The sequence below is a fragment of the Mycolicibacterium chubuense genome, assembly GCF_001044255.1.
GTDB lineage: Bacteria > Actinomycetota > Actinomycetes > Mycobacteriales > Mycobacteriaceae > Mycobacterium > Mycobacterium chubuense.
The window spans coordinates 1-22,315 of record NZ_JYNX01000054.1; the positions used below are offsets into that span (position 1 = coordinate 1).

Genomic DNA, 22,315 nt, shown 5'->3' on the forward strand with positions numbered 1-22,315 from the left:
CCCTCGACTGGAAAACCCCAGCCGAAGCCCTCAACGAACTACTGTCAAAACCGCCAACTGTTGCATCGACCCCTTGAACTCAAGCCGCGATTCGCGTCAACAACTGCACACTCGGCGCGCTCCGTCGTGTCAGACCGCGAGGGGCAGAGGGTTCGGCCCCTGGTTGGTGCCCTGCGAGGTCGTCGGCAGCGTCACCTCCACGCTCTTGATGTTGACGAAGCCGAACTGGGTCAGGTTCAGGAACGGCGTTGCGGTGGTGAAGATCTGCAGCTCCAGGTCACTGGTCGGCGTCATCGTGTAGGCGATGTCCTCGAGGTCGATCTCCACCTGCTGGTCGCGTCCGTTGAGGGTGACCGGGACCGGCGACACGATGTTGCCGACGACCAGCCCGGTGGACTTGTCGACGACCTGGGCGTAGATGTGCCGGCTGGTGCCCAGGCCGCTGTAGTCGATCACCACGTGCGGCGCGCCGACGACGTTGGCCTCGCCCGTCGGATTGGTCAGCTTGATGCTGACCGCATTGGTGGCCTCCGAGCCGTTGCCGTACGAGTAGGGCGCCGGAGCGATCGGACCCGGGCCGGACCCGCCGACGATCGGGATGATCGGCAGCGTCTTGCCGGTGTCCCATGTCGTCGTGGGCACCTTGCTGATCGCGTCGTAGAAGTTGTCGGCGGTCGGGCGCACCGTCGACGTCCACCGGTCACCGGTCTGGTCGGTCCACTCGAAGACGTTCGGATCGGCCGGGATGAGGTCCTTGACGTAGGTCTGCATCCATTTGACGGTTTCGGTCAGCGTCCACACGCTGTCGGCGGTGCCGTTGCCCTGGCCCGGCAGGCAGGTGCCGTGGCCGCCGCAGAACCAGAGCAGTTTCACGTTCGGGTTGTCCGCGAGGTAGCTCAGGTTGACGATCGACTGGTGCAGCGGGAACAGCACGTCGACGGTGCCCTGGAAGATCAGGGTGGGCACGGAGATCCCGCGCACCGTCTGGCCCGGCCCGCTGTTCTGCAGTAGCTGGATCTGGCTGGGGGTCAAGACGCCCAGTGTGGCGCCGGTCAGGATGCCGCCGTAGATCTGCGGGTTGATCCTGGCCCTCGTCTCCACCAGTCCGAGAAGCAGAATGGCCGAGTACGTGGTCCGGAACGCACTGTGCGGGTACAGCGAGTCCGGCAGCGTGTTCCAGGACCACCCCGGGGCGATCGCGTCCACCCGGTTGTCCCCCGCGGCGGTCACCCACTGGATGCCGCCGCCGTAGGAGACGCCGACCATGCCCATGGTCGGGTCGTTCGCCTTGTCGAGTTCGACGCCGTTCTGGGTCGCCACCCAGCTGATCAGTTCTGAGACGTCCTGGCCCTCGTACTGGGGGCTGTCGAGTTGCAGGACACCGCCGGAGGCGAATTCGCCGCGCGGGTCCCACGTCACCACGTTGTAGCCGAGCGAACGGAACGATGAGACGAACGGGTCGGCGGGGTTGGTCGCCCCGGCCTGCGCCAGTCCCGGACCGTTGAAGATCGTCTCGAAGCCGGGATTGCCGTCGACGTCAGGGAAGTTCGTGGCGATCGCGGGGAAGAAGTTGGTGCTGATCTTGACGCCGTCCCACGAGGTGACGAACGTCGTGAACGCGACCGGGGTGTCCGTCACGCCGCGCAGATCGTCGATGTTGACCTCGATGTTCTGCAACTCCGCGGTGCCGAGCAGACCCGAGAGGACGTTGGCCTGCTGCAGGGCCTGAACGATCGGCGTGATCAGGCTCGCTCCGATGATCGGCAGCCCGGTGATCGCGTCGGTGAACTTCGTGTTCTGGGCGACCAGCACGGAGAAGGTCTCGATCCCCGAGGGGCCGTTGCTGGTGTTCTCGTCAGCGAAGGGCAGGAAACGGAAGGCGCCGGTCGTGGCGTCGAGCGTCAGCTTGCCGCCCTTGCTCGGCCCGTCCTTGACGGTGTAGACGGAGCCGTCCGCGGTGGTGCAGGTGGTGCCGACGGTGCAGCCGACGATCACCCCGGCGGCGACGTCGACCGAGTACGGCGGGATCGCCAGGGTCTGCACCTGTGCCGATTCGCGGCGCGCGCCGGCCAGCAGGACGAGGTCGGACAGCGATCCGCCGATCGGCGTGCCGTTGTTCGAGGAGCCCGGGTCCAGCACCCGGTTCAGCGCGGCCAGGAGCCCGCCCACCACGGTCGTCCGAGGTGCGGCAGGCGCGCCGACTCCGGTCTCGTCGGTGGTCAGCGCCCCCGGCGGCGTCCACAGGGAGGTGACGGTCTTCGGTGCCGCCTCCGCCTCGCGGCCCGCGACCACCCGCGGGGTCTTCAGCCAGGCCAGACCGCGGGCCTTCTCGACCGACGGCGCCGCGGTGCCGGTATCCGCAGCCTCCGTCGATGCCGACGAATCCTGTTGCGCCGGTGGGGATTCCTGCTCGTCGGCGGCTTCACGATGCTTGCGGCGGTCGCTGGGCCGGGCGACGGGCGCGTCGGCTTCGGCATCGGCATCGGCTTCCGCGTCGGCGCGGTCGGCGGCGCGCTTCTCACGCTCCGCGGCAACCCGGTCGACGATGTTCTTGACGGTGTCGGCGAGCGACGTGCGGTCGGTGGTGCGGTGCTTCCCGAGTGGCTGCCTGTCGAGGGTCACCGTGTCGTCACGCGTCGTCGAAGCCGCGGAGCCGGAGTCGACCGACGATGGAGTCGAGGTGTCGGTGTCATCGGCGTAGGCCACGCCCTGGCCCGTGAGGATGGCCGTTCCGACGCCCAGGGCAATCGCCAACCCGCCGACCCGACCGACATAACTTGCAGCACTCATGACTACGCCCTCCGTCAGCAACACTCGAAACGGGGCAGACACTACGCCGAGACCGCGATGATCAATGCCGATTCGGGCAATCGATTTGTGACGGCGTCAATTGTCTGAGGCTGCCATTTGCGCTGCGCGCACGTGCACCGCCGCAACGTCATTGGCGCTGCCGACGTCCGGACTGACGACGTGGTTACGCGGGCAGTGAACGTCCCTGTCCACGGCCTCCGTTTCGTGGAAGCGTCGGCCGGGTGGCTGTGATCAACACTTCGCTCCGGCATGACATCGACGGCACCTCCTACGACGCGGTGCTCGCGCACGACGACTCCCGCACGGCAGCGCAGACAGTGCTCGTCGTTCACGGGATGGAGGGCCGCAGCGACCTGCAACTGGAGTTCGCCGGCACGCTGACCGAGTGGGGCTATCAGGCCGTCGCCGTCGATCTGTTCGGCGAGGAGGTGACCCGCGGCGGCATGGACGCCACCGGCGCCGAGATGGCGCGCTTTCTCGACGACCGCACCGCGCTCGCGCAGCGACTGGCCGCCGTGTTCGGCGCCGTGACGGCTGCTCCGCAGGTCGCGGGCACGCAGCTGGCCGCGATCGGGTTCTGCTTCGGCGGCCTGTGCGTGCTGGACCTGGCGCGGGCGGGCCATCCCCTGGCCGGGGTCGCGAGCTTCCACGGACTGCTGACCGCGCACCCGACGCTCGGGCAGCGCGACGTCCATGCGCGGGTGCTGGTGCTGCACGGCTGGGACGACCCGTTCGCGCCGCCGGAGGACGTCGTCGCGCTGGGCCGGGAGTTCTCCGGCCGCGGGATCGACTGGCAGCTGCACGCCTACGGCGACACCGCCCACGCGTTCATGGCGCCGTGGGCCGACGACCCCGCCCGCGGCATCCTCTACAGCGAATCTGCCTCGCGGCGGGCCTGGACCACCCTCGGCCACTTTCTGCAGGAGTGCTGGGACACTGACGCCGCAGCACACTGACGACGCGTTGCCACGAATGCACCCCACCGCGCTACTCTGCTAGGGACGTGACGGGGAGGCTACGTTGACCAGGGGCAAATTTCGTGGGGCGGCTGTGGGTGTCACGGCCGTGGGCATCGCGGCGGCTGTCGGAGGTGTCGCGGCCACCCAACCGGCATCGATCGCGGCACTGTCGGTCGATCTCGCCGCGCTCATCGTCGTCGGGAGTTCCACGCATCCGGACGGCGCGGGCAACGAGGACTTCTTCGGGGGCCTGTTCAACCAGGCTCCCTACAATCCGGGCGGCCAGCCCGGGCCGGACCTGATCCCGATCGACTTCCGCGGCGGCCCGGCCGCCATCGGCCAAGCGCTGCAAGCCAACTCAGGCGAGGACAACGCGGTGCTCGCCTCGGGGTGGGGCGCCGCCAACGCGAGCCTGGTGCTGTCGTCGTTCGACCGGCGGAACGACCCGGCGCTGCCCACGACGGTGTTCGTGCTCGACAACAACGTCTCCCGGCCCGACGGGGGCTTCGGCACTCGGTACCCGCTCTTCGCGCTCATCGGGGTCAACCCGTTCCCGACTCCGACGGACACCGCGGCGGCCGCGGTGATCGACATCGCCTATCAGTACAACTACAACTCGAACGCCCCCGCCGACCTGTTCAACGTCCTCGCCCACGTCAACTCGCTGGTGGCCTATCTGTACGGGTATCGGGACCAGTCCGAGATCGCGCTGCCTGTCGGCGCCGACGGCACACCGTCCGTCTCGTGCGGCGGCGCCAACACGTGCGCGGTGCTGGCCAGCGGTCAGGTGCAGCCGTGTCAGGACGCGCGCTGCCAGTCACCCGCCGAGGACCGCGTCACCGCCTACGTCACCACGCGGGGCAAGACCACCTACGTCACGTACACCACCGATGAGCTGCCGTTGGCGCGGCTGATCCGCGACGTGGTGCCATTCGGGAACACCATCGCCGATCTGACCGAACCCGTGCTGAAGCTCCTGGTCGATTCGGCCTACTACGACGGCAATCCCATCTCGTCGGACCCCAGCCGCTACCGACCCGCACGGTTGATGCCGTCGATCGGCGAGCTGCTCACCACGGCCGCCAAGATGCCGGGCGCGCTGCGCGAGGGCGTGGAGGCGGTTTCGGAGCACCGCGTGCGGCCGGTCGTCGAGCACCAGGACGCCGCACCGGCCGCGCGGACCGAGCAGCGCCTCGAGGACTCCGCCGAGACCGCCGAGGTTGCAGTCGAGACGGACGCGACGGACGTGACGACCGACGAGGAGCCCGCGAGGCGCACCGCCGACCGCACCGTCAGGCGAGGCAAAGCCATTGAGCGCGAGAGTGATTCGGAGAGCGCTCACGACGGTCCGGCCGACGTCGACGGCGGGAGGCCCACCGTCCGGCCCGACCGAGCCCACCCGTGACAGCGCCGCGCCGGCTGACAACTCGTCGTCCGCGGCGACGACCGGGGACTGATCCTCAGGAGTTCTGGCTGATCCACTTCGCGGTGAAGCGCTGGATCACCGAGAACTGAGGAACCATCAGCCGGCCGATCATCCCCTCGATCTTGCCACCCACCAATGGCACCTTGAAGTCCACGGTCGCAGTGCATTTCAGTCGCGACCCCTGATCGGCAGGGGTCAGCACCGCGATCCCCCGCCCCGAACCCGGCGCACCATAGGTGACGATGCCGACGTCCCCGTGCACGAGTCCGTCGTCGGCGGGGCTCCACGTCTCCTCCTGCACCACTCGCCAGTTGCGGGGAAAGAACTTCTTCAGCGCGGTGGGCAACCCGTCGGGATGCAGATCGTGCAGGATGACCACCGACACCGACCCGTCGGGTCCCACGTCGAGCGCATCCAGCTTGCCCATGCCGCCGAACGCCTTCATCCGCGCCCGCCAGTACTCCTCCTGCGAGAACGCCCAGTGGATCTCGTCGACGCTGGCCTGTGAGTCGACCGAGAAATCGATCGAGCGCGTCATGCCCCCACCGTGCCGATCCCCGTGCCGATCCCCGCACCGGGCGCCGCGACGCCTCCGACAGATCCATCCACCATGCACTCCGCCGTTTCCGACTGCCCACAGACGACATCTCGTCGCGAAGAAACGGTACTCCAAAACCACGATTCCTGACATCAACGTCAAAAAACGGATTACCCTCGCGGCATCACATGAGCACGTCTGCGCTGGATGTGGCCCACAATTGGAGAGCGGGCAGGGGCGCGGCAAAAACGTTGTGTTCCAACGGGCTTCACCCCGAGACCCATGCTCGAACCTGAAGAGAGGCACCGGGGGTGGGTGAAGGGGCCCATGATCTAGTCGTCGCCGACGCCGCACCGGGTACCGCCCGCGGCGGCGGGATCTTCGGCCGGGTGGGCGATGTGGTCGTGCGGTGGCCGTGGATCGTGATCGCCGTCTGGATCGGCCTCGCGGTCGTGCTGCCGCCGCTGTTCCCCACCCTGGTGGAGGCGACGCAGAAGCAACCGGTCTCCCCCCTCCCCGCCGACGCCCCGTCGATCGTCGCGACCCAGCAGATGGGGGCGGCCTTCGACGAGTCCGGCTCGGAGAACGTCCTGCTGGTGCTGCTGACCGACGAGCGCGGCCTCGGCAAGTCCGACGAGCAGGTGTACGGCACCCTCGTCGACCGGCTGCGCCGCGACAACGAGCACGTGGTGATGATCGAGGACTTCGTCAGCACGCCGGCGCTGCGCCCCGGGCTCACCAGCGAGGACGGCAAGGCCTGGCTGATGCCGATCGGGCTGGCCGGCGAATTGGGCTCCCCTGAGTCCTACGACTCCTACACCCGGGTCGCCGACGTCGTCAGGCACACCGTCGAGGGGTCGACGCTCACCGCCAATCTGACCGGTCCCGCCGCCACGTTCGCCGACTCGCTCGATGTCGGCACGCGGGATCAGGTGAAGATCGAGGCCGCGATCATCACGTTGTTGCTCGCGATCCTGCTGATCATTTATCGCAAACCCGCGACGATCATGCTGCCGCTGGTCACCATCGGCGTCTCGCTGGGCATCGCACAGGCCGCCGTGGCCGGCGCAGCCGTCCTCGGACTCGGGGTGTCGCCACAGACCATCACGCTGCTCAGCGGCATGATGGCCGGCGCAGGCACCGACTACGCCGTCTTCCTGATCAGCCGCTACCACGACTTCGTCCGCGCCGGACAGACCTCCGACGACGCGGTCCGCAATGCCCTGGGATCCATCGGCAAGGTGATCGCCGCCTCCGCGGCCACCGTGGGTGTCACCTTCATGGCGATGACCTTCGCCCGCCTGGAACTGTTCGCGACGATCGGCCCCGCGCTCGCGATCGGGATCGCCGTCGCGTTCCTCGCTTCGGTGACATTGCTCCCGTCGATCATTGTGCTCACCGGACGCCGCGGCTGGGTGGCCCCGCGCCGCGACCTCACCTCCCGGTTCTGGCGCCGCTCGGGAATCCGCATCGTCCGGCGCCCGGTCGCCAACCTGGTCGCCAGCCTCACCGTGCTGATGCTGCTCGCCGGATGCGTGCTCTTCGTGAAGTTCAACTACGACGATCGCAAAGCGCTGCCCGACAACGTCGAGAGCTCCGTGGGATACCTGGCGCTGGACCGCCACTTCCCGGTCAATACGACCATCCCCCAATACCTTCTGGTCCAGTCGCCGCGCGACCTGCGCACCCCGAAGGCGCTCGCCGACCTGGAGCAGATGGCGCAGCGGATCAGCCAGCTGCCCGACATCGCGGCCGTCCGCGGCATCACCCGGCCGAGCGGAAAGCCCCTGAAGGAGGCGAGCACCACCTTCCAGGCCGGCGAGGTCGGCTCGAAGCTGGACAACGCCTCCACCTTGATCCGGGACAGGACGACCGATCTGGACAAGCTCGCCTCCGGAGCCGATCAGCTGGCCGACGGACTGAAGACGTTGCGCGAGCAGGTCACCAAGCTGATGTCCGGCCTGACCGGGATTCTCACGACGATGCAGACCATCCAGAACCAGTTCGGCGGCGCGACGACCCTCGGGCAGCTGGGTGACCCGCAGCTGGTGAACAACATGCGGGCGCTGGGCGACTCGATGCAGGCGATCTTCGGCGACATGACGAAGAACTTCGCGTGGATCGATCCCGTGGTCATCGCGCTCGATGGAAGCCCCTACTGCAACGACACCCCGCTCTGCGTCAGCGCACGCGACCAGTTCCGCCGGGTGCAGACCGCACGCGACGACGGCAGCCTGCAGAAGCTCGTCGACCAACTCCAGTCGAGCGGGCCGGCCTCGACCCTGACCCAGACCGTGACCAAACTCAGCCAGTCGATGAAGTCGCTGACAGGGTCGATGGGTTCGCTCGGGCTCGGCGGAGCCGGCGGCGGGCGCGGACAGTCACCGCTGGGCAACCTCGGGGGCATGCAGGAAGGCCTCAAGTCACTGGCCGATGGCGGCCGTCAGGTCGCCGACGGCGTCGCACAGCTGGTGGACCAGACCAAGAAGATGGGCACCGACCTCGGCGACGCGTCGACGTTCCTGCTGACGATGCGCAACAGCGCGACCTCGCCGTCGATGGCCGGCTTCTTCATCCCGTCGCAGGTTCTCGACTCGGACGACTTCAAGAAGGCCGCCACGTTCTTCATCTCCCCCGACGGGCACGCGGCGCGCTACCTGATCCAAACCGACCTCAATCCCTTCGGGACCGACGCGATGGATCAGGTCATCGCCGTCACCGACACCGCCCGGGGCGCCCAGCCGAACACCGAACTGGCCGACGGTTCGATCTCGATGACCGGGTACCCGGCGACGCTGCGGGATGCCCGTGACTACTACGACCACGACATGCGGTACATCGTCATCGTGACGATCGCCGTGGTGCTGTTCATCCTCATCGCGCTGCTGCGCGCGATCGTCGCACCCGTCTACCTGATCGCGTCGGTGATCCTGTCCTACCTGGCCGCCCTGGGCCTGGGCGTGGTGACCTTCCAGTTCCTCCTCGGACAGGAATTGCACTGGAGCGTACCGGGGTTGACGTTCATCATCCTGGTGGCGATGGGCGCGGACTACAACATGCTGCTGATCTCGCGGATCCGCGACGAGTCCCCGCGCGGTATGCGGTCGGGCGTCATCCGGACCGTCGGCGCCACCGGAGGGGTGATCACCGCCGCCGGCCTGATCTTCGCGGCGTCGATGTTCGGTCTGCTGTTCGCCAGCATCAGCACCATCATCCAGGCCGGGTTCGTCGTCGGCACCGGCATCCTGCTGGACACGTTCCTGGTCCGGACGGTCACGGTGCCCGCGATGGCAGTGCTCGTGGGACGGGCGAACTGGTGGCCGTCGCGATGGCGGCCGCGGCCGCCCGCGTCACGGGCGCGCCAGGACCCGGTGCCCGTTCCCGATCCGGTGTGAGCGAGGAGACCGTCGTGGCGAACAAGGTGGATTTCACCGGCGTGCAGTGGAAGTCGGTGGAGTGGACCAATCTGTGCCTGCTCTACCTCCGGGCCCACGAGAGTAAGTTGGCCCGGCCGATCCTCGGCGACCACGTCGCCGCCCAGGACATCGAGCGCATCGACTACGACTTCCCGCGGATGCACCGGGCACTGCACCCGGACACCAACCAGTTCATGGTGGCCCTGCGCAGCGCGCAGTTCGACGCGATGATCGACGGGTACCTGGACCGCCATCCGGAAGCGGTGGTGCTGCACCTGGGATGCGGGTTGCACAGCCGCGGGCTGCGGATGGCACGGCCGGACGGTGGTCGGTGGTACGACGTCGATCTGCCCAACGTCATCGCGCTGCGCCGTCAGTTGCATTCCGAGACCGAGCGATACCGGATGGTCGGCTCGTCGGTGACCGATCCCCGATGGGTCGAGGAACTGCCCGTCGGAGGCCCGGTGCTGATCGTCGCCGAAGGGCTGCTGATGTATCTCACTCTCGACGAGGTGGCCGCTCTGCTCCACCGCTTGCTCGACCGTTTCGACAGTGGCGAGCTGATCGCCGATTACCTCTCACCGTGGGGTCCGCGGATGTCGAAGATCTTCACCGCCGGTCTCATCAAGTGGGGCACCCGGGACGGCGAGGAGGTCGTCCGGGCGGAACCGCGGCTGAAACCGGTCGACAGCAGCCCCATCATGGCTGGGTACGAGAGGATTCCGCTGTCTCGGCAACGGTTGCTGTACCGACTGCAGTACGCCCTTCCCGCGGTCCGTGAGTACGACCGCATCTACCGCTACACGTTCGAAAACCGCCCCACCACTAGATGATCTAACGAATTGCGCTGTGCGCCAGCGACACCCGCCGGAATTAGTTCCTCGTCTCCAATATTTCTGCGACACAGCGCGTCTCATCGAACGCCGCGCTACGGGTCCGTTGCCGCGGCCCCGGGGGGCGGTTAGCCAGCGGGGAACGACGGCCGGGGTGTCGACACATCGGCTTAGCGCGGTGTGCGCGCCGGCGGGTCCTCGCCGAACGACCCGTCGAGCGTCGCTGGACACCCGAGATGCGGTCGGAATTCGCCGTCGTGCGACGAATTTCGCAAACCGCTTCTCCGGCCCGTTTTCCGCCCTCCGGGAATTGGTCGCACCGTCGCCTGAGGCTCGCCTCACCTGGCTCTCCTGCCCTGGACACAGTCCAATTCCCGAGGGCGCAAGATGTCCGGCCGGTCACGTCTCAGCGAACTTGCTGCCCTTTTCCTGAAACTCCGTACCGGTACCGCCTCCTGCAGTAACGTTCCCGTCAAATTGATCCCTCGAGGGGAGGTCGAACGAGTCGATGAGCACCAATCCGTTCGACGACGACAACGCCGCCTTCGTCGTCCTGGTCAACGACGAGGAACAGCACAGTCTGTGGCCCGTCTTCGCCGATGTGCCCGACGGCTGGCGCGTCGTGTTCGGGGAGGCCGAGCGCGCGGCGTGCCTGGAGTACATCGAAGCGAACTGGCCGGACATCCGGCCGCGAAGCCTGCGCGAGAGGCTCGCGAACACCACGGGCTGAACTGCTCGGCCGACTGAAATGGGGGCTGTCGGATGGGGCTTCATCATCGGGGAAGCCGGGCACGTCCGCCGACACGACGACAACGAGATAGCGCACCTCTCCCGGGATCGGGTCACCCCGGGACCGAACCGCCGCGCGCACAGGGGCGTCCGCGTGACGGTCACCGACCCGTCGACGCAGGAGTGATCAGCGGTGGATGACTCGGGTGGTGCGGTGTCGATCGCCGTCATCGGGATGGCATGCCGGCTGCCGGGCGGCATCGATTCGCCCGAGCGCCTCTGGGAATCGCTGATGCGCGGCGACGATCACGTCACCGAGATCCCCGCCGACCGCTGGGACGCCGAGGAGTACTACGACCCCCAGCCCGGGATCCCCGGCCGATCGGTCACGAAGTGGGGCGGATTCCTCGACGACGTCGCGGGATTCGATCCCGAGTTCTTCGGGATCAACGAGCGGGAAGCCACCGCGATGGACCCCCAGCACCGGCTGCTTCTGGAGATCTCCTGGGAGGCGATGGAGCACGCCGGGATCACCCGCGAGATGATGGCCGATTCGCTGACGGGTGTCTTCGTCGGGCTCACGCACGGCGACTATCAACTGCTGGCCGCCGATGCGGACGCCGTCGAGGCGCCCTACGGTTTCACCGGCAGCAGTTTCAGCCTGGCCTCCGGCCGGATCGCCTACGCGCTGGGATTGCACGGACCCGCGATGACGGTCGACACCGCGTGTTCCTCCGGCCTGACGGCGGTGCATCTGGCGTGCCACAGTCTGATCGACGGCGAGAGCGACCTGGCGCTGGCCGGCGGCGCCGCGGTGACGCTCGACCCCCGCAAGTTCGTCGCCGGGTCGGCCGAGGGCATGCTGTCCCCGACCGGGAGGTGCCACGCCTTCGACGTCGCGGCGGACGGATTCGTCTCCTCCGAGGGCTGCGCGGTCGTGCTGCTCAAGCGTCTGCCGGACGCCGTGCGCGACCGCGACCGCGTCCTGGCGGTGATCCGCGGTACCGCAGCCAACCAGGACGGCCACACCGTGAACATCGCGACCCCGTCAGCCGTCGCGCAGGCCACCGTGTACCGCAGGGCGCTCGCCGCCGCGGGCGTCGACGCACGCACCGTCGGGATGGTCGAGGCGCACGGTCCGGGCACGCCGGTCGGTGACCCGATCGAGTTCGCGAGCCTGGCCGGCGTGTACGGCGTCGAGAACGCCTGTGCCCTGGCGTCGCTGAAGACGAACTTCGGACATGCCCAGTCAGCCGCGGGCGCGCTGGGTCTGATGAAGACCGTGCTCGCCGTGGGGCGCGGCGTCGTCCCCCCGAACCTGCACTTCACCCGGCTGCCCGACGCGATGGCGCGGATCGACACGAAATTGTTCGTGCCGCAGCAGATCACGCCGTGGCCGGTCGGTGGAGACCATCCCCGCCGGGCGGCCGCGTCGTCCTACGGTCTGTCCGGAACCAACGTGCACGCGATCATCGAGCAGGCCCCCGACCAGGTGCCGGCGCGGGAGTCCGGGCCGCGGCCGGGTGAGCGCCTGTTTCCGCTGTCCTCGACGTCGGCGGACGAATTGCGCCGTACCGCAGAGCGGTTGGCGAACTGGTTGGCGGTCCACCGGGACGTCGACCTGGCCGACCTCGCGTACACGTTGACCCGGCGCCGCACCCACCGTCCGGTCCGCACGGCGGTGATCGCCCGCAGCAGCGACGACCTGACCCGGGCACTGTGCGACGTGGCCGACGGCGACACGCCTTACCAGCCCGCCGTCGGGCAGGACGACCGCGGGCCGGTGTGGGTGTTCTCCGGCCAGGGCTCGCAGTGGGCCGGCATGGGCAGCGAACTGCTCGCCACCGAGCCGGAATTCTCCGCCATCGTGGCCGCTGCCGAACCGTTGATCGCCCACGAGGCCGGATTCTCGGTGACCGAGGCGATCACCGCCCCGCAGACGGTGACCGGTATCGACCGCATCCAGCCCGCGCTGTTCACGATGCAGGTTGCGCTGGCCGCCACGATGCGCGCCCAGGGTGCCCGCCCGGGCGCCGTCATCGGTCACTCGCTCGGCGAGGTCGCCGCAGCCGTCGTCGCGGGCGCCCTCGATCTGGCCGACGGAGTGCGCGTCATCTGCCGTCGTTCGCGGCTGATGTCCCGCATCGCCGGCGCCGGTGCGATGGCCGCCGTGGAACTGCCTGCGCAGCAGGTGCTCTCCGAGTTGGTCACCCGCGGCATCGACGACGCCGTCGTGGCGGTCGTGGCGTCTCCCCAGTCCACCGTGATCGGGGGCGCCACCCAGACAGTGCGCGAGCTGATCGCGGCGTGGGAGTCGCGAGAGGTGATGGCCCGCGAGATCGCCGTCGACGTGGCGTCGCACTCGCCCCAGGTCGATCCGATCCTCGACGAGCTCACCGCGGCGCTGGCCGACCTCCGCCCGACGGATCCGGAGATCCCCTATTACTCGGCCACCCAGTACGACCCTCGCGAACATCCTGTCTGCGACGCCTCCTACTGGGTGGACAACCTGCGCAACATGGTCCGCTTCGCACCCGCGGTGCAGGCGGCGCTCGAGGACGGCTTCCGCGTGTTCGCCGAACTCTCACCGCACCCCCTCCTCACGCACGCCGTCGAGCAGACGGCCCGCGGACTGGACATGGCCCCGGCCGCGCTCGCCGCGATGCGCCGCGACCAGTGCCTGCCACACGGGATGCGGGGGTTCCTCGGGGATCTCTACAGCGCGGGCGCCGCCGTGGACTTCGCCGTGTCGTGCCCGGACGGTCGGCTGGTGGACGCGCCGCTGCCGACATGGACGCACCGCCGCCTGATGTTCACCCGAGGCACCCAGGAATCACCGACGCACGGCGGCCGCACGCTCTCGGTGCACCCGCTGCTCGGCGCGCACGTGCAGCTGCAGGAGGAACCCGAGCGCCACGTCTGGCAGGGCGAGGTCGGCACAGCCGCGCAGCCGTGGCTGGCCGACCACCGGATCCGTGACGTGGCAGTGCTGCCGGGCGCCGCGTACTGCGAAATGGCGCTCGCGGCGGCCACCGCCGTGCTGGGCGACACCGTCGAAGTGCGCGACCTGCGCTTCGAGCAGGCCCTGCTCCTGGACGAGCAGACCACGGTGGGCGCCTGCGCGGTGCGTCGCTCCGACGACGTCGCCGAGTTCTCCGTACAGACCCATCAGGGAGGCGAGCAGGCACGGCAGGCCACCGCGACACTGGCCGTCAGCACGGCCGACGCGCCACCGCCGCACGACCTCGGCGCGTTGCGCGCCGCCCACCCGGACACCGAGGACGGGGCGTCGGTGCGCGCGCGGCTGGACCGCCGCGGGGTGCACTACGGGCCGGCGTTCGGAGGGCTGACCGCCGTGCACCGCAGCGAGGACCGGTCCACGGTGCTCGTCGAGGTCGCTCTGCCCGGCGCGATCCGCTCCCAGCAGGATGCCTACGGCATCCACCCCGCCCTCCTGGACGCCTGTTTCCAGTCCGTGGCCGCCCATCCCGAGGTCGTCGCCCTCGGGGACGACGTGCTCGCGCTGCCGCTGGGCATCCGCCTGCTGCGGGCCGGCGGACCGGTACGCAATGCCCGCTTCTGCCTCGTCCGCGTCACCAGCGTGGACGGCACCGGGGTCGACACGGACCTCGACGTCCTCGATGACCGCGGCACCGTGCTGCTCACGGTCCGCGGGCTGCGGCTGGGCACGGCGCTGTCCGAGGCCGGGCACGCCGAGAAGATGTTCGCCGAGCGGCTGCTGACCATCGAGTGGCGCCGTCGCGAGCTGCCCGAACCCCCGGCGGGCGGTGCGGGGAGTTGGGTGCTGATCAGCACCGCCGCCGACGATGCCGTCGCAGGCTCGCTCGCCGATGCGATGAAGGGCCAGGGGGCGCACTGTGTCCCGATGTGCTGGCCGCTGCGGGCCGACCACGGCGCTCACCTCGACCAGCTGGCCGGCCACCTTCGCGGCGGCGCCATCCGCGGCGTCGTCGTCCTCACCGGGCCGGCCGACCAGCCCGCAGACCGGACGCCGGAACGGGGCCGCGACCATGTCGCGCACCTCACCCGGATCTGCCGAACCCTGTCGGAGGTCCGTGACGATGCGCCGCGCCTGTTCGTCATCACCCGCGCCGCCCAGACCGTACTCCCGGGCGACGTCGCGAACCTGGCGCAGGGCGGGCTGCGCGGCCTGCTGAGGGTGATCGGCACCGAGCATCCGCATCTGGGGGTCACGCAGGTCGACGTCGACGCGGCCACCGACTCCGGGCAGCTCGCCCGGCACCTGATCGGCGGATCCGACGAGGACGAGACCGCGTGGCGGGACGGCGACTGGTACGTGGCGCGACTGTCGCGCACGCCGCTGCGCCCCGACGATCGCCGCACCGCCGCGGCCCGCGTCGACCGCGACAGGATCGGGCTGGACATCCGCACACCCGGCGATCTGGAGACGCTCGAACTCGTGCTCGCCGAGCGGATCCCGCCGGGCCCGGGACAGATCGAGGTCGCCGTCACCGCGTCGAGCATCAACTTCGCCGACGTTCTCGTCGCGTTCGGTCGCTACCCGGCCTTCGACGGCCGGCTGCCCGCTCTCGGAACCGATTTCGCCGGCATCGTGTCGGCGGTCGGCCCCGGGGTGTCCGGCATCGCGGTCGGTGACCGCGTCGGCGGTCTGTGCGCGGACGGCTGCTGGTCCACCTTCGTCACCACTGACGCCTGCCGTGCGGTCCGGCTTCCGCAGGGCCTCACCGAAACGCAGGCCGCCGCGGTGACCACCGCGCACGCCACCGCCTGGTACGGATTGCACGAACTGGCCCGGATCAGAGCCGGGGACAAGGTGCTGATCCACTCGGGCACCGGTGGCGTCGGTCAGGCAGCCATCGCGATCGCCCAAACGGCCGGGGCGGACATCTATGCGACGGCCGGCAGCGAGAAGCGCCGGGAGCTGCTGCGCCACAGCGGAATACGTCATGTCTATGATTCCCGCAGCCTGGATTTCGCTGACCAGATCCGTCGCGACACCGACGGCTACGGCGTGGACATCGTGCTCAACTCGGTGACCGGTGCCGCACAGCGGGCGGGACTGGAGCTGCTGGCGTTCGGTGGACGGTTCATCGAGATCGGCAAGCGTGACATCTACGGTGACACCCGACTGGGGCTGTTCCCGTTCCGGCGCAACCTCGCGTTCCACGCCGTCGACCTCGGCCTGCTCGCCTTCAGTCATCCCGACCGGTTCGCCGATCTGCTGCGCACCGTGTATCAGCGCACCGCCGACGGTGCGCTGCCGATGCCGCAGAGCACGCTGTTCCCGCTCGCCGACGCCGCGACCGCGCTGCGCATGATGAGCGGCGCCCGCCACACCGGCAAGCTGGTGCTCGACGTGAGAACGCCGGCACACCATCAGGTCACCGTGCCGCCGGGTCAGGCGCGCGTCGTGCGCGCCGACGGTGCCTACGTCATCACCGGCGGTCTCGGGGGCCTCGGCCTGTTCCTGGCCGAGCAACTGGCGGCAGCCGGCTGCGGCCGCCTGGTGCTGTCGTCGCGCTCGCAACCGACGCCCGAGGCACAGGCGGTGGTCGAGCGCCTGCGAGCGGCGGGAACCGAGGTCGCGGTCGACTGCGGTGACATCGCCGCACCGGCGACTGCGCGGCAGCTGGTGGCCACGGCGACGGCGACCGGGCTGCCCCTGCGGGGGGTACTGCACCTGGCGGCCGTGGTCGAGGACGCCACGTTGGCCAACATCACCGACGAGATCATCGACCATGACTGGGCGCCCAAGGTGTACGGCGCCTGGCACCTTCACGACGCCACCGCCGGCCGGCCGCTGGACTGGTTCTGCTCGTTCTCCTCGGCCGCGGCACTCGTCGGCTCTCCGGGTCAGGGCGCCTATGCGGCGGCCAACAGCTGGCTGGACGCCTTCACCCACTGGCGTCGGTCGCAGGGGCTCCCGGCGACCGCGATCGCCTGGGGCGCCTGGGCGCAGGTGGGCCGGGCCGTGGAGTTCGCCGAGAGATCTCAGGCCGCCATCGCCCCCGACGAGGGTGCCTACGCCTTCGACGCGCTTCTGCGCCACGACCGCGCCCACACCGGCTACGCACCGCTCGCGGACAGTCCATGGTTGACCGTGTTCGCCGAGCGGAGTCCCTTCGCGGAGGCCTTCCGCGCCGGCGCCGCGGGGGTCACCGGCTCGAGCGAGCTGCTCGCCGAACTCGAGCAGCTGCCTGTCGACGAGTGGCCGGCCAGGTTGCGGCGCCTGATCTCCGAACAGGTCGCCCTGATCCTGCGCCGCGGCGTCGACCCGGACCGGCCGCTGTCCGGCTACGGCCTGGACTCGCTCGGCGCACTGGAACTGCGGACCCGCATCGAGACGGAGACGGGGATCCGCATCTCGTTCGCCGACGTCACCACCATCACCATCCGGGGTCTCGCCGACATGCTCTGCGGCACATTGGCGTCCGCGGAAGCGGCCTGAGATCGAGGGGCGCCGATGACGTACGACGACCTGCCGCTCACCCGCGGCCAACTCGACATCTGGCTCGCGCAGGAAACGGGGCGTTTCGGCACCGAGTGGCAGCTCGGTCTGTTCGTCGAGATCGACGGCCCGGTGCAGCGGGGGCCGCTCGAATGGGCGATTCGCCGCGTCGTGAAGGAAACCGAACCGATCAGGGCGACGTTCACCGAGCGCGACGGACGCGTCTCCCAACAGGTCGTCGATCACGCACCCGCGCAGCTCGCGTTCCATGACCTCACCGCCGCAGCCGACCCCGCCGGGGAAGCCTTCGCCATCGCCTCGCAGATCCAGCGCACACCGATGGCGTGGAGCGGTCCGCTGTTCTCGTTCGCGTTGTTCAAGACCGGTCCCGCTGCGTTCTACTGGTTCTCCTGCTGCCACCACATCATCGCCGACGGGTTCGGTATCGCGCTGATGGGCCATCGCATCGCCGCCGTCTACTCGGCCGTCGTCTCCGGCTCACCGATTCCGCCGCCCTTCTTCGGATCGCTGCGCGACCTCGTCGACATCGAGGAGGCATACGTCGCCTCCCCGGACTACCGCGACGACGCGGCTTTCTGGGCCGAGCACCTGCCGGCCGGCCCCGGCCCGGAATGGCCGCCCGCTGACGAGAGCACCGCCGTCGATCCCCGCCCCTCCGCCCCGATTCCCCTGGACCGCAGGGTACTTCGCGGGGTGCACGATCTCGCACGGGCGTGGCGGCTACCTCGGTCGTCGATCATCACCGCCGCCTGTGCACTGCTGGTCCGGAGCTGGTCGGGCGGTGGTTCCGAGGTGGTGCTCGACTTCCCGGTCAGCAGGCGCGTCGACGACCGGTCCAAGGCGCTGCCGGCAATGATGTCCGGTGTCGTCCCGCTGGTCCTGCCGGTGCCGCCCGGTGCGACCGTGGCGGAGTTCTGCGCCCTGGTCGACGCGCGGATCACCGAGGTGATTGCGCATCAACGCTTTCCGGTTCAGGGCCTCGCCGGGCGGGTCGCGGTGAACTTCATCCCGTCGGTGTTCACCCTCGATCTCGGCGGCGTCTGCGCGTCCGCGTCGTACACCAGCTCCGGTCAGATCCGCGGGTTCGGGTTGTTCTTCTCGGCGGCCGGTGACGATCTCTGTCTCAGCACGGCGGGCGCCGGACACCCGCTGGCGACCCGGGACGTGGCGGATCTCGCACGCGGCATGCAGAGGCTGTTGACCGCGATGACCGCCGATCCGGACGCCACGCTGTCGTCTGTCGATGCGGCCGGATGGGCGCGGGCCGACGATCCGGACGACTGGAGCAACCGCCGGATCCTGACCGAAACCGCTGCGGCGGTGAGCATTCCGGACGCATTCGCCGCCCAGGTCGCGCGCACCCCCGATGCTATCGCGCTGACCGGCGACGGCCGGTCGTGGACGTACCGCGACGTCGACGACGCGGCGAAACGCTTCGCCCACGTGTTGTCCGCGCACGGCGCCCGGCCCGGTGCGTGCGTGGCACTGCTGATGAACCGCTGCCCGCAGGCCGTGGTCGCGATCGTCGCGATCCTCAAGACCGGGGCGGCCTACCTGCCCATCGACCCCGCGCATCCGCAGTCGAGGCTGGAGTTCATGGTCGGCGACTCCGCTCCGGTCGCCGCGGTCACCACGACGGTGATGGCGCCGCGGTTCGCCGGTTGCGGACTGCCGGTGGTCGATGCCGACCACCCGTTCGCCGACGACCTGCCGTGCGCACCGCTCACCGGACCGGCCCCCGACGACGTCGCTCACATCATCTACACCTCCGGAACCACCGGTGTGCCCAAAGGCGTTGCCGTCACGCATCACAACGTCACGCGGCTCTACGACGGGATCGACGTCGGCACGCACCTGGGCGCCGATCAGGTGTGGACGCAGTTCTTCTCCTACGCGTTCGACTTCTCGGTCTGGGAGATCTGGGGCGCCCTGCTGCACGGCGGGCGGCTCGTGGTGGTCCCCGAGTCGGTGGCACGGTCGCCCGGCGACTTCCATGCACTGATGGTCAGCGAGCAGGTCACGATGCTGGCGCAGACACCGTCGGCGCTGGCGGCTCTGAGCCCGGACCGCCTCGCGTCGATGTCGGTGTTGGTCGGTGGCGAGGCGTGCCCCGCCGAGGTCGTCGACCGCTGGGCGCCGGGCCGGAATCTCACCAACGTCTACGGTCCCACCGAGACCACCATCTTCGCGTCCGCCAGTACCCCCTTGGCTCCCGGTTCGGGCGTGCCACCGATCGGGGCGCCGGTGTCCACCGCGGCGCTGTTCGTGCTCGACGGGTGGCTGCAGCCGGTACCGGTCGGCGTGGTCGGCGAACTCTACGTCGCCGGCCGCGGCGTCGGTCTGGGATACGTTCGGCGGCCCGGCCTGACCGCGTCGCGGTTCGTGCCGTGCCCGTTCGGCCGCCCCGGGGACCGGATGTACCGCACCGGGGACCTGGTGCGGTGGGACACCGACGGGCAGCTGCACTACCTCGGGCGGGCCGACGATCAGGTCAAGATCCGCGGGTACCGGATCGAACTCGGCGACATCCAGGCAGCGCTGGTGACGCTCGACACGGTCGCCCAGGCCGCTGTCGTCGCCCGGGAGGACCGCGCCGGCGACAGGCGGCTGGTCGCCTATGTCGTCGAATCCCGCACCGGTGCTGTCGATCCGGGATCCGTACGGGCCGCACTCGCCGACCGGCTCCCGCCATACATGGTGCCGGCCGCCGTCGTCGTGCTCGACACCCTGCCGTTGACGGTCAACGGGAAGCTCGACACGCGCGCCCTGCCCGCCCCGGAGTATGCCGACGGCGGATTCCGCGCCCCCGCCACCGCGGTCGAGGAGATCCTCGCCGGCATCTTCGCCGACGTGCTGGGCGCCGCCAGGGTGGGAGTGGACGACTCGTTCTTCGATCTCGGCGGCGACAGCATCCTCGCGATGCGCCTCGTCGCGACCATCAACAGCTCACTGGACGCCGCGCTCGCGGTGCGCGACCTGTTCGACGCCCCCACGGTCGGGCTGCTCGCGCCCCGGCTCGGCGCCGGCGCCGGCGGACGACCCCCTCTGGTCAGAGCCGCGCGGCCGGACGTGATCCCGCTGTCCTTCGCGCAGAGCCGGTTGTGGTTCCTGAACCGCTTCGACGCCGGCGACGCGACCTACAACATGCCGATCGCGCTGCGCATCGACGGAGCACTCGACGTGGCCGCGCTGCGCGCGGCGCTGTCCGATGTGGCGGCCCGCCACGAGCCCTTGCGGACCGTCTTCCCCGACACCGACGGCGTACCGCGCCAGCAGGTGATCCCGCCGGAGCAGGCCGACATCGGGTGGGAGGTGGTCGACGCGGCAGGGTGGACGCCGGCCCGCCTCGATGCGGCGCTCCAGCGGGCCGCGGCTCACGTGTTCGATCTCACTCGTGAGGTTCCGCTGCGCGCCAACGTGTTCCGCATCGACGACACCGAGCACGTGGTGCTCGGGGTGGTCCATCACGTGGCCGCCGACGGGTGGTCGGTCGGTCCGATGCTGGCCGACCTGAGTCAGGCCTACGCCAGCCGGTGTTCGGGCGCGGCGCCCGGATGGGCCGAGTTGCCAGTGCAGTACGTGGATTACACGCTGTGGCAACGGCAGCTGTTCGGCGACCTCGACGACGCCGACGGCGTGATCGGGCGGCAGGTGGCGTACTGGCTCGATGCGCTGGCAGGGATGCCCGAGCGGGTCGCGCTGCCCACCGACCGGCCGTACCCGGCGATCGCCGACGGCCGCGGGCAGACCGTGGCCGTGGAGTGGCCCGCGGAGGTGCAGCAGCGGATCCGGGACGTGGCCGCCGAGCACAACGCCACCGCCTTCATGGTGGTGCAGACCGCGCTCGCGGTGCTGCTGTCCCGGCTCAGCGCGAGTACCGATGTGGCGGTGGGCTTCCCGATCGCGGGACGCGACGATCCCGCGCTCGACGATCTGGTCGGTTTCTTCGTCAACACGCTGGTGCTCCGGGTCGACCTGTCCGGGGACCCCACGATCGCCGAGGTGCTCGACCAGGTGCGCCAGCGCAGCCTGGCCGCCTACGAGCACTCCGACGTGCCGTTCGAGGTGCTCGTCGAACGGCTCAACCCGGCGCGAACGCTGAGCCATCATCCCCTCGTTCAGGTGGCGGTGTCCTGGCACAACGTGCCCGGACCGGCCGATTCCCCCGCCGCGGGACTGACCCTGGGCGATCTCGAGGTGAACCGGTTGCCGGTGGACACGCACACCGCGCGGATGGATCTGTCGTTCTCGCTGTCGGAGCGGTTCACCGAAGCCGGGGATTCACAAGGCATTTCGGGCACAGTGGAGTTTCGCACCGACGTCTACGACACCAACACCGTCACCGCGATCGTCGACCGCCTGCACCGCGTGCTGACCGCGGCGATCACCCATCCGCAACAGCGCGTGTCGGCCGTCGACATCCTCAGCAGCACAGAGCACGCCCACCTCGGCATCACCGGCAACGTCGCGGCGCTGCGCGGCCGCGGTGATGGCGCCACCTCGGTGCCGGAGTTGTTCGCCGCGCACGTCCGATGCACCCCCGACGCGGTGGCCCTCACCCACGGCCGGCGGTCGTTGACCTTCCGCGAGCTCGACGACGCAGCCAACCGGTTGGCGCACCTGCTGATTGCCCACGGGGCGGGACCCGGTCGCACGGTGGCCGTGCTGTTCGACCGCTGCGCCGACGCCGTTGTCGGGATGGTCGCGGCACTCAAGACCGGCGCCGCCTACCTCCCCCTCGATCCGGCCCACCCCGACCGCCGGCTGCGGTTCATGATCGACGACAGCGCCCCGGTCGCCGCGATCACCACCGCGGCGCTGAGCGCCCGGCTGTCCTGCACCGACCTCACCGTGCTCACCCTCGACGACACGGACCTCGGCGAGCAGCCCGGCACGCCGGTGTGTGCGGCCACCGGCGATGACATCGCGTATCTGATCTACACCTCCGGCACCACGGGAACGCCCAAGGGCGTGGCGATCACGCATCACAACCTGGCCCACCTCGCCCAGTCCACCCCGCCCGAGCTCGGCCCCCACCAGGTCTGGACGCAGTGCCACTCCTACGGATTCGACTTCTCGGTCTGGGAGATCTGGGCGGCGCTGCTCGGCGGCGGACGACTCGTCATCGTCN

General features: G+C 69.7%; 9 protein-coding genes. 7 read left to right on the top strand and 2 right to left on the bottom strand.

The window, feature by feature from the left end:
• Positions 1–129 precede the first annotated feature (129 nt).
• Positions 130–2,790, bottom strand: coding sequence for a CocE/NonD family hydrolase (locus MCHUDSM44219_RS17325; RefSeq protein ID WP_048419504.1), 2,661 nt, complete (start codon positions 2,788–2,790; stop codon positions 130–132).
• Between the two features lie 242 nt (positions 2,791–3,032).
• On the opposite strand from MCHUDSM44219_RS17325, the gene MCHUDSM44219_RS17330 reads away from it, so the two are divergent.
• The gene (locus MCHUDSM44219_RS17330; RefSeq protein ID WP_053081282.1) at positions 3,033–3,767 is read left to right on the top strand and encodes a dienelactone hydrolase family protein; all 735 of its coding nucleotides are present in this window, start codon (positions 3,033–3,035) and stop codon (positions 3,765–3,767) included.
• Positions 3,768–3,861: 94 nt separating this feature from the next.
• The gene (locus tag MCHUDSM44219_RS17335) at positions 3,862–5,175 is read left to right on the top strand and encodes a PE-PPE domain-containing protein (RefSeq protein WP_053081283.1); all 1,314 of its coding nucleotides are present in this window, start codon (positions 3,862–3,864) and stop codon (positions 5,173–5,175) included.
• A 55-nt stretch (positions 5,176–5,230) separates the two neighbouring features.
• Here MCHUDSM44219_RS17335 and MCHUDSM44219_RS17340 read toward each other — a convergent pair whose 3' ends face one another.
• Positions 5,231–5,734 carry a DUF2505 domain-containing protein gene (locus tag MCHUDSM44219_RS17340; protein WP_048419505.1) on the bottom strand — a complete coding sequence of 168 codons (504 nt, stop codon included), beginning with the start codon at positions 5,732–5,734 and terminating at the stop codon, positions 5,231–5,233.
• 422 nt (positions 5,735–6,156) lie between these two features.
• On the opposite strand from MCHUDSM44219_RS17340, the gene MCHUDSM44219_RS17345 reads away from it, so the two are divergent.
• The 5 genes from MCHUDSM44219_RS17345 to MCHUDSM44219_RS31105 form a co-directional block, all read left to right on the top strand.
• Entirely contained in the window at positions 6,157–9,129 is a 2,973-nt protein-coding gene (locus tag MCHUDSM44219_RS17345) for an MMPL/RND family transporter (RefSeq protein WP_048419548.1), read from the top strand.
• A gap of 14 nt (positions 9,130–9,143) precedes the next feature.
• Complete coding sequence (locus tag MCHUDSM44219_RS17350) at positions 9,144–9,983, top strand: class I SAM-dependent methyltransferase (RefSeq protein ID WP_048419549.1); 840 nt, start codon at positions 9,144–9,146, stop codon at positions 9,981–9,983.
• A gap of 508 nt (positions 9,984–10,491) precedes the next feature.
• The gene (locus MCHUDSM44219_RS17355; protein WP_048419506.1) at positions 10,492–10,713 is read left to right on the top strand and encodes an MbtH family protein; all 222 of its coding nucleotides are present in this window, start codon (positions 10,492–10,494) and stop codon (positions 10,711–10,713) included.
• A 192-nt stretch (positions 10,714–10,905) separates the two neighbouring features.
• Positions 10,906–17,163, top strand: a complete 6,258-nt coding sequence (gene pks2, locus MCHUDSM44219_RS17360) for a sulfolipid-1 biosynthesis phthioceranic/hydroxyphthioceranic acid synthase (protein ID WP_048419507.1) — start codon at positions 10,906–10,908, stop codon at positions 17,161–17,163.
• A gap of 15 nt (positions 17,164–17,178) precedes the next feature.
• A partial coding sequence (locus MCHUDSM44219_RS31105; protein ID WP_236695502.1) for a non-ribosomal peptide synthetase occupies positions 17,179–22,314 on the top strand: 5,136 nt, incomplete at its 3' end.
• Position 22,315 lies beyond the last annotated feature (1 nt).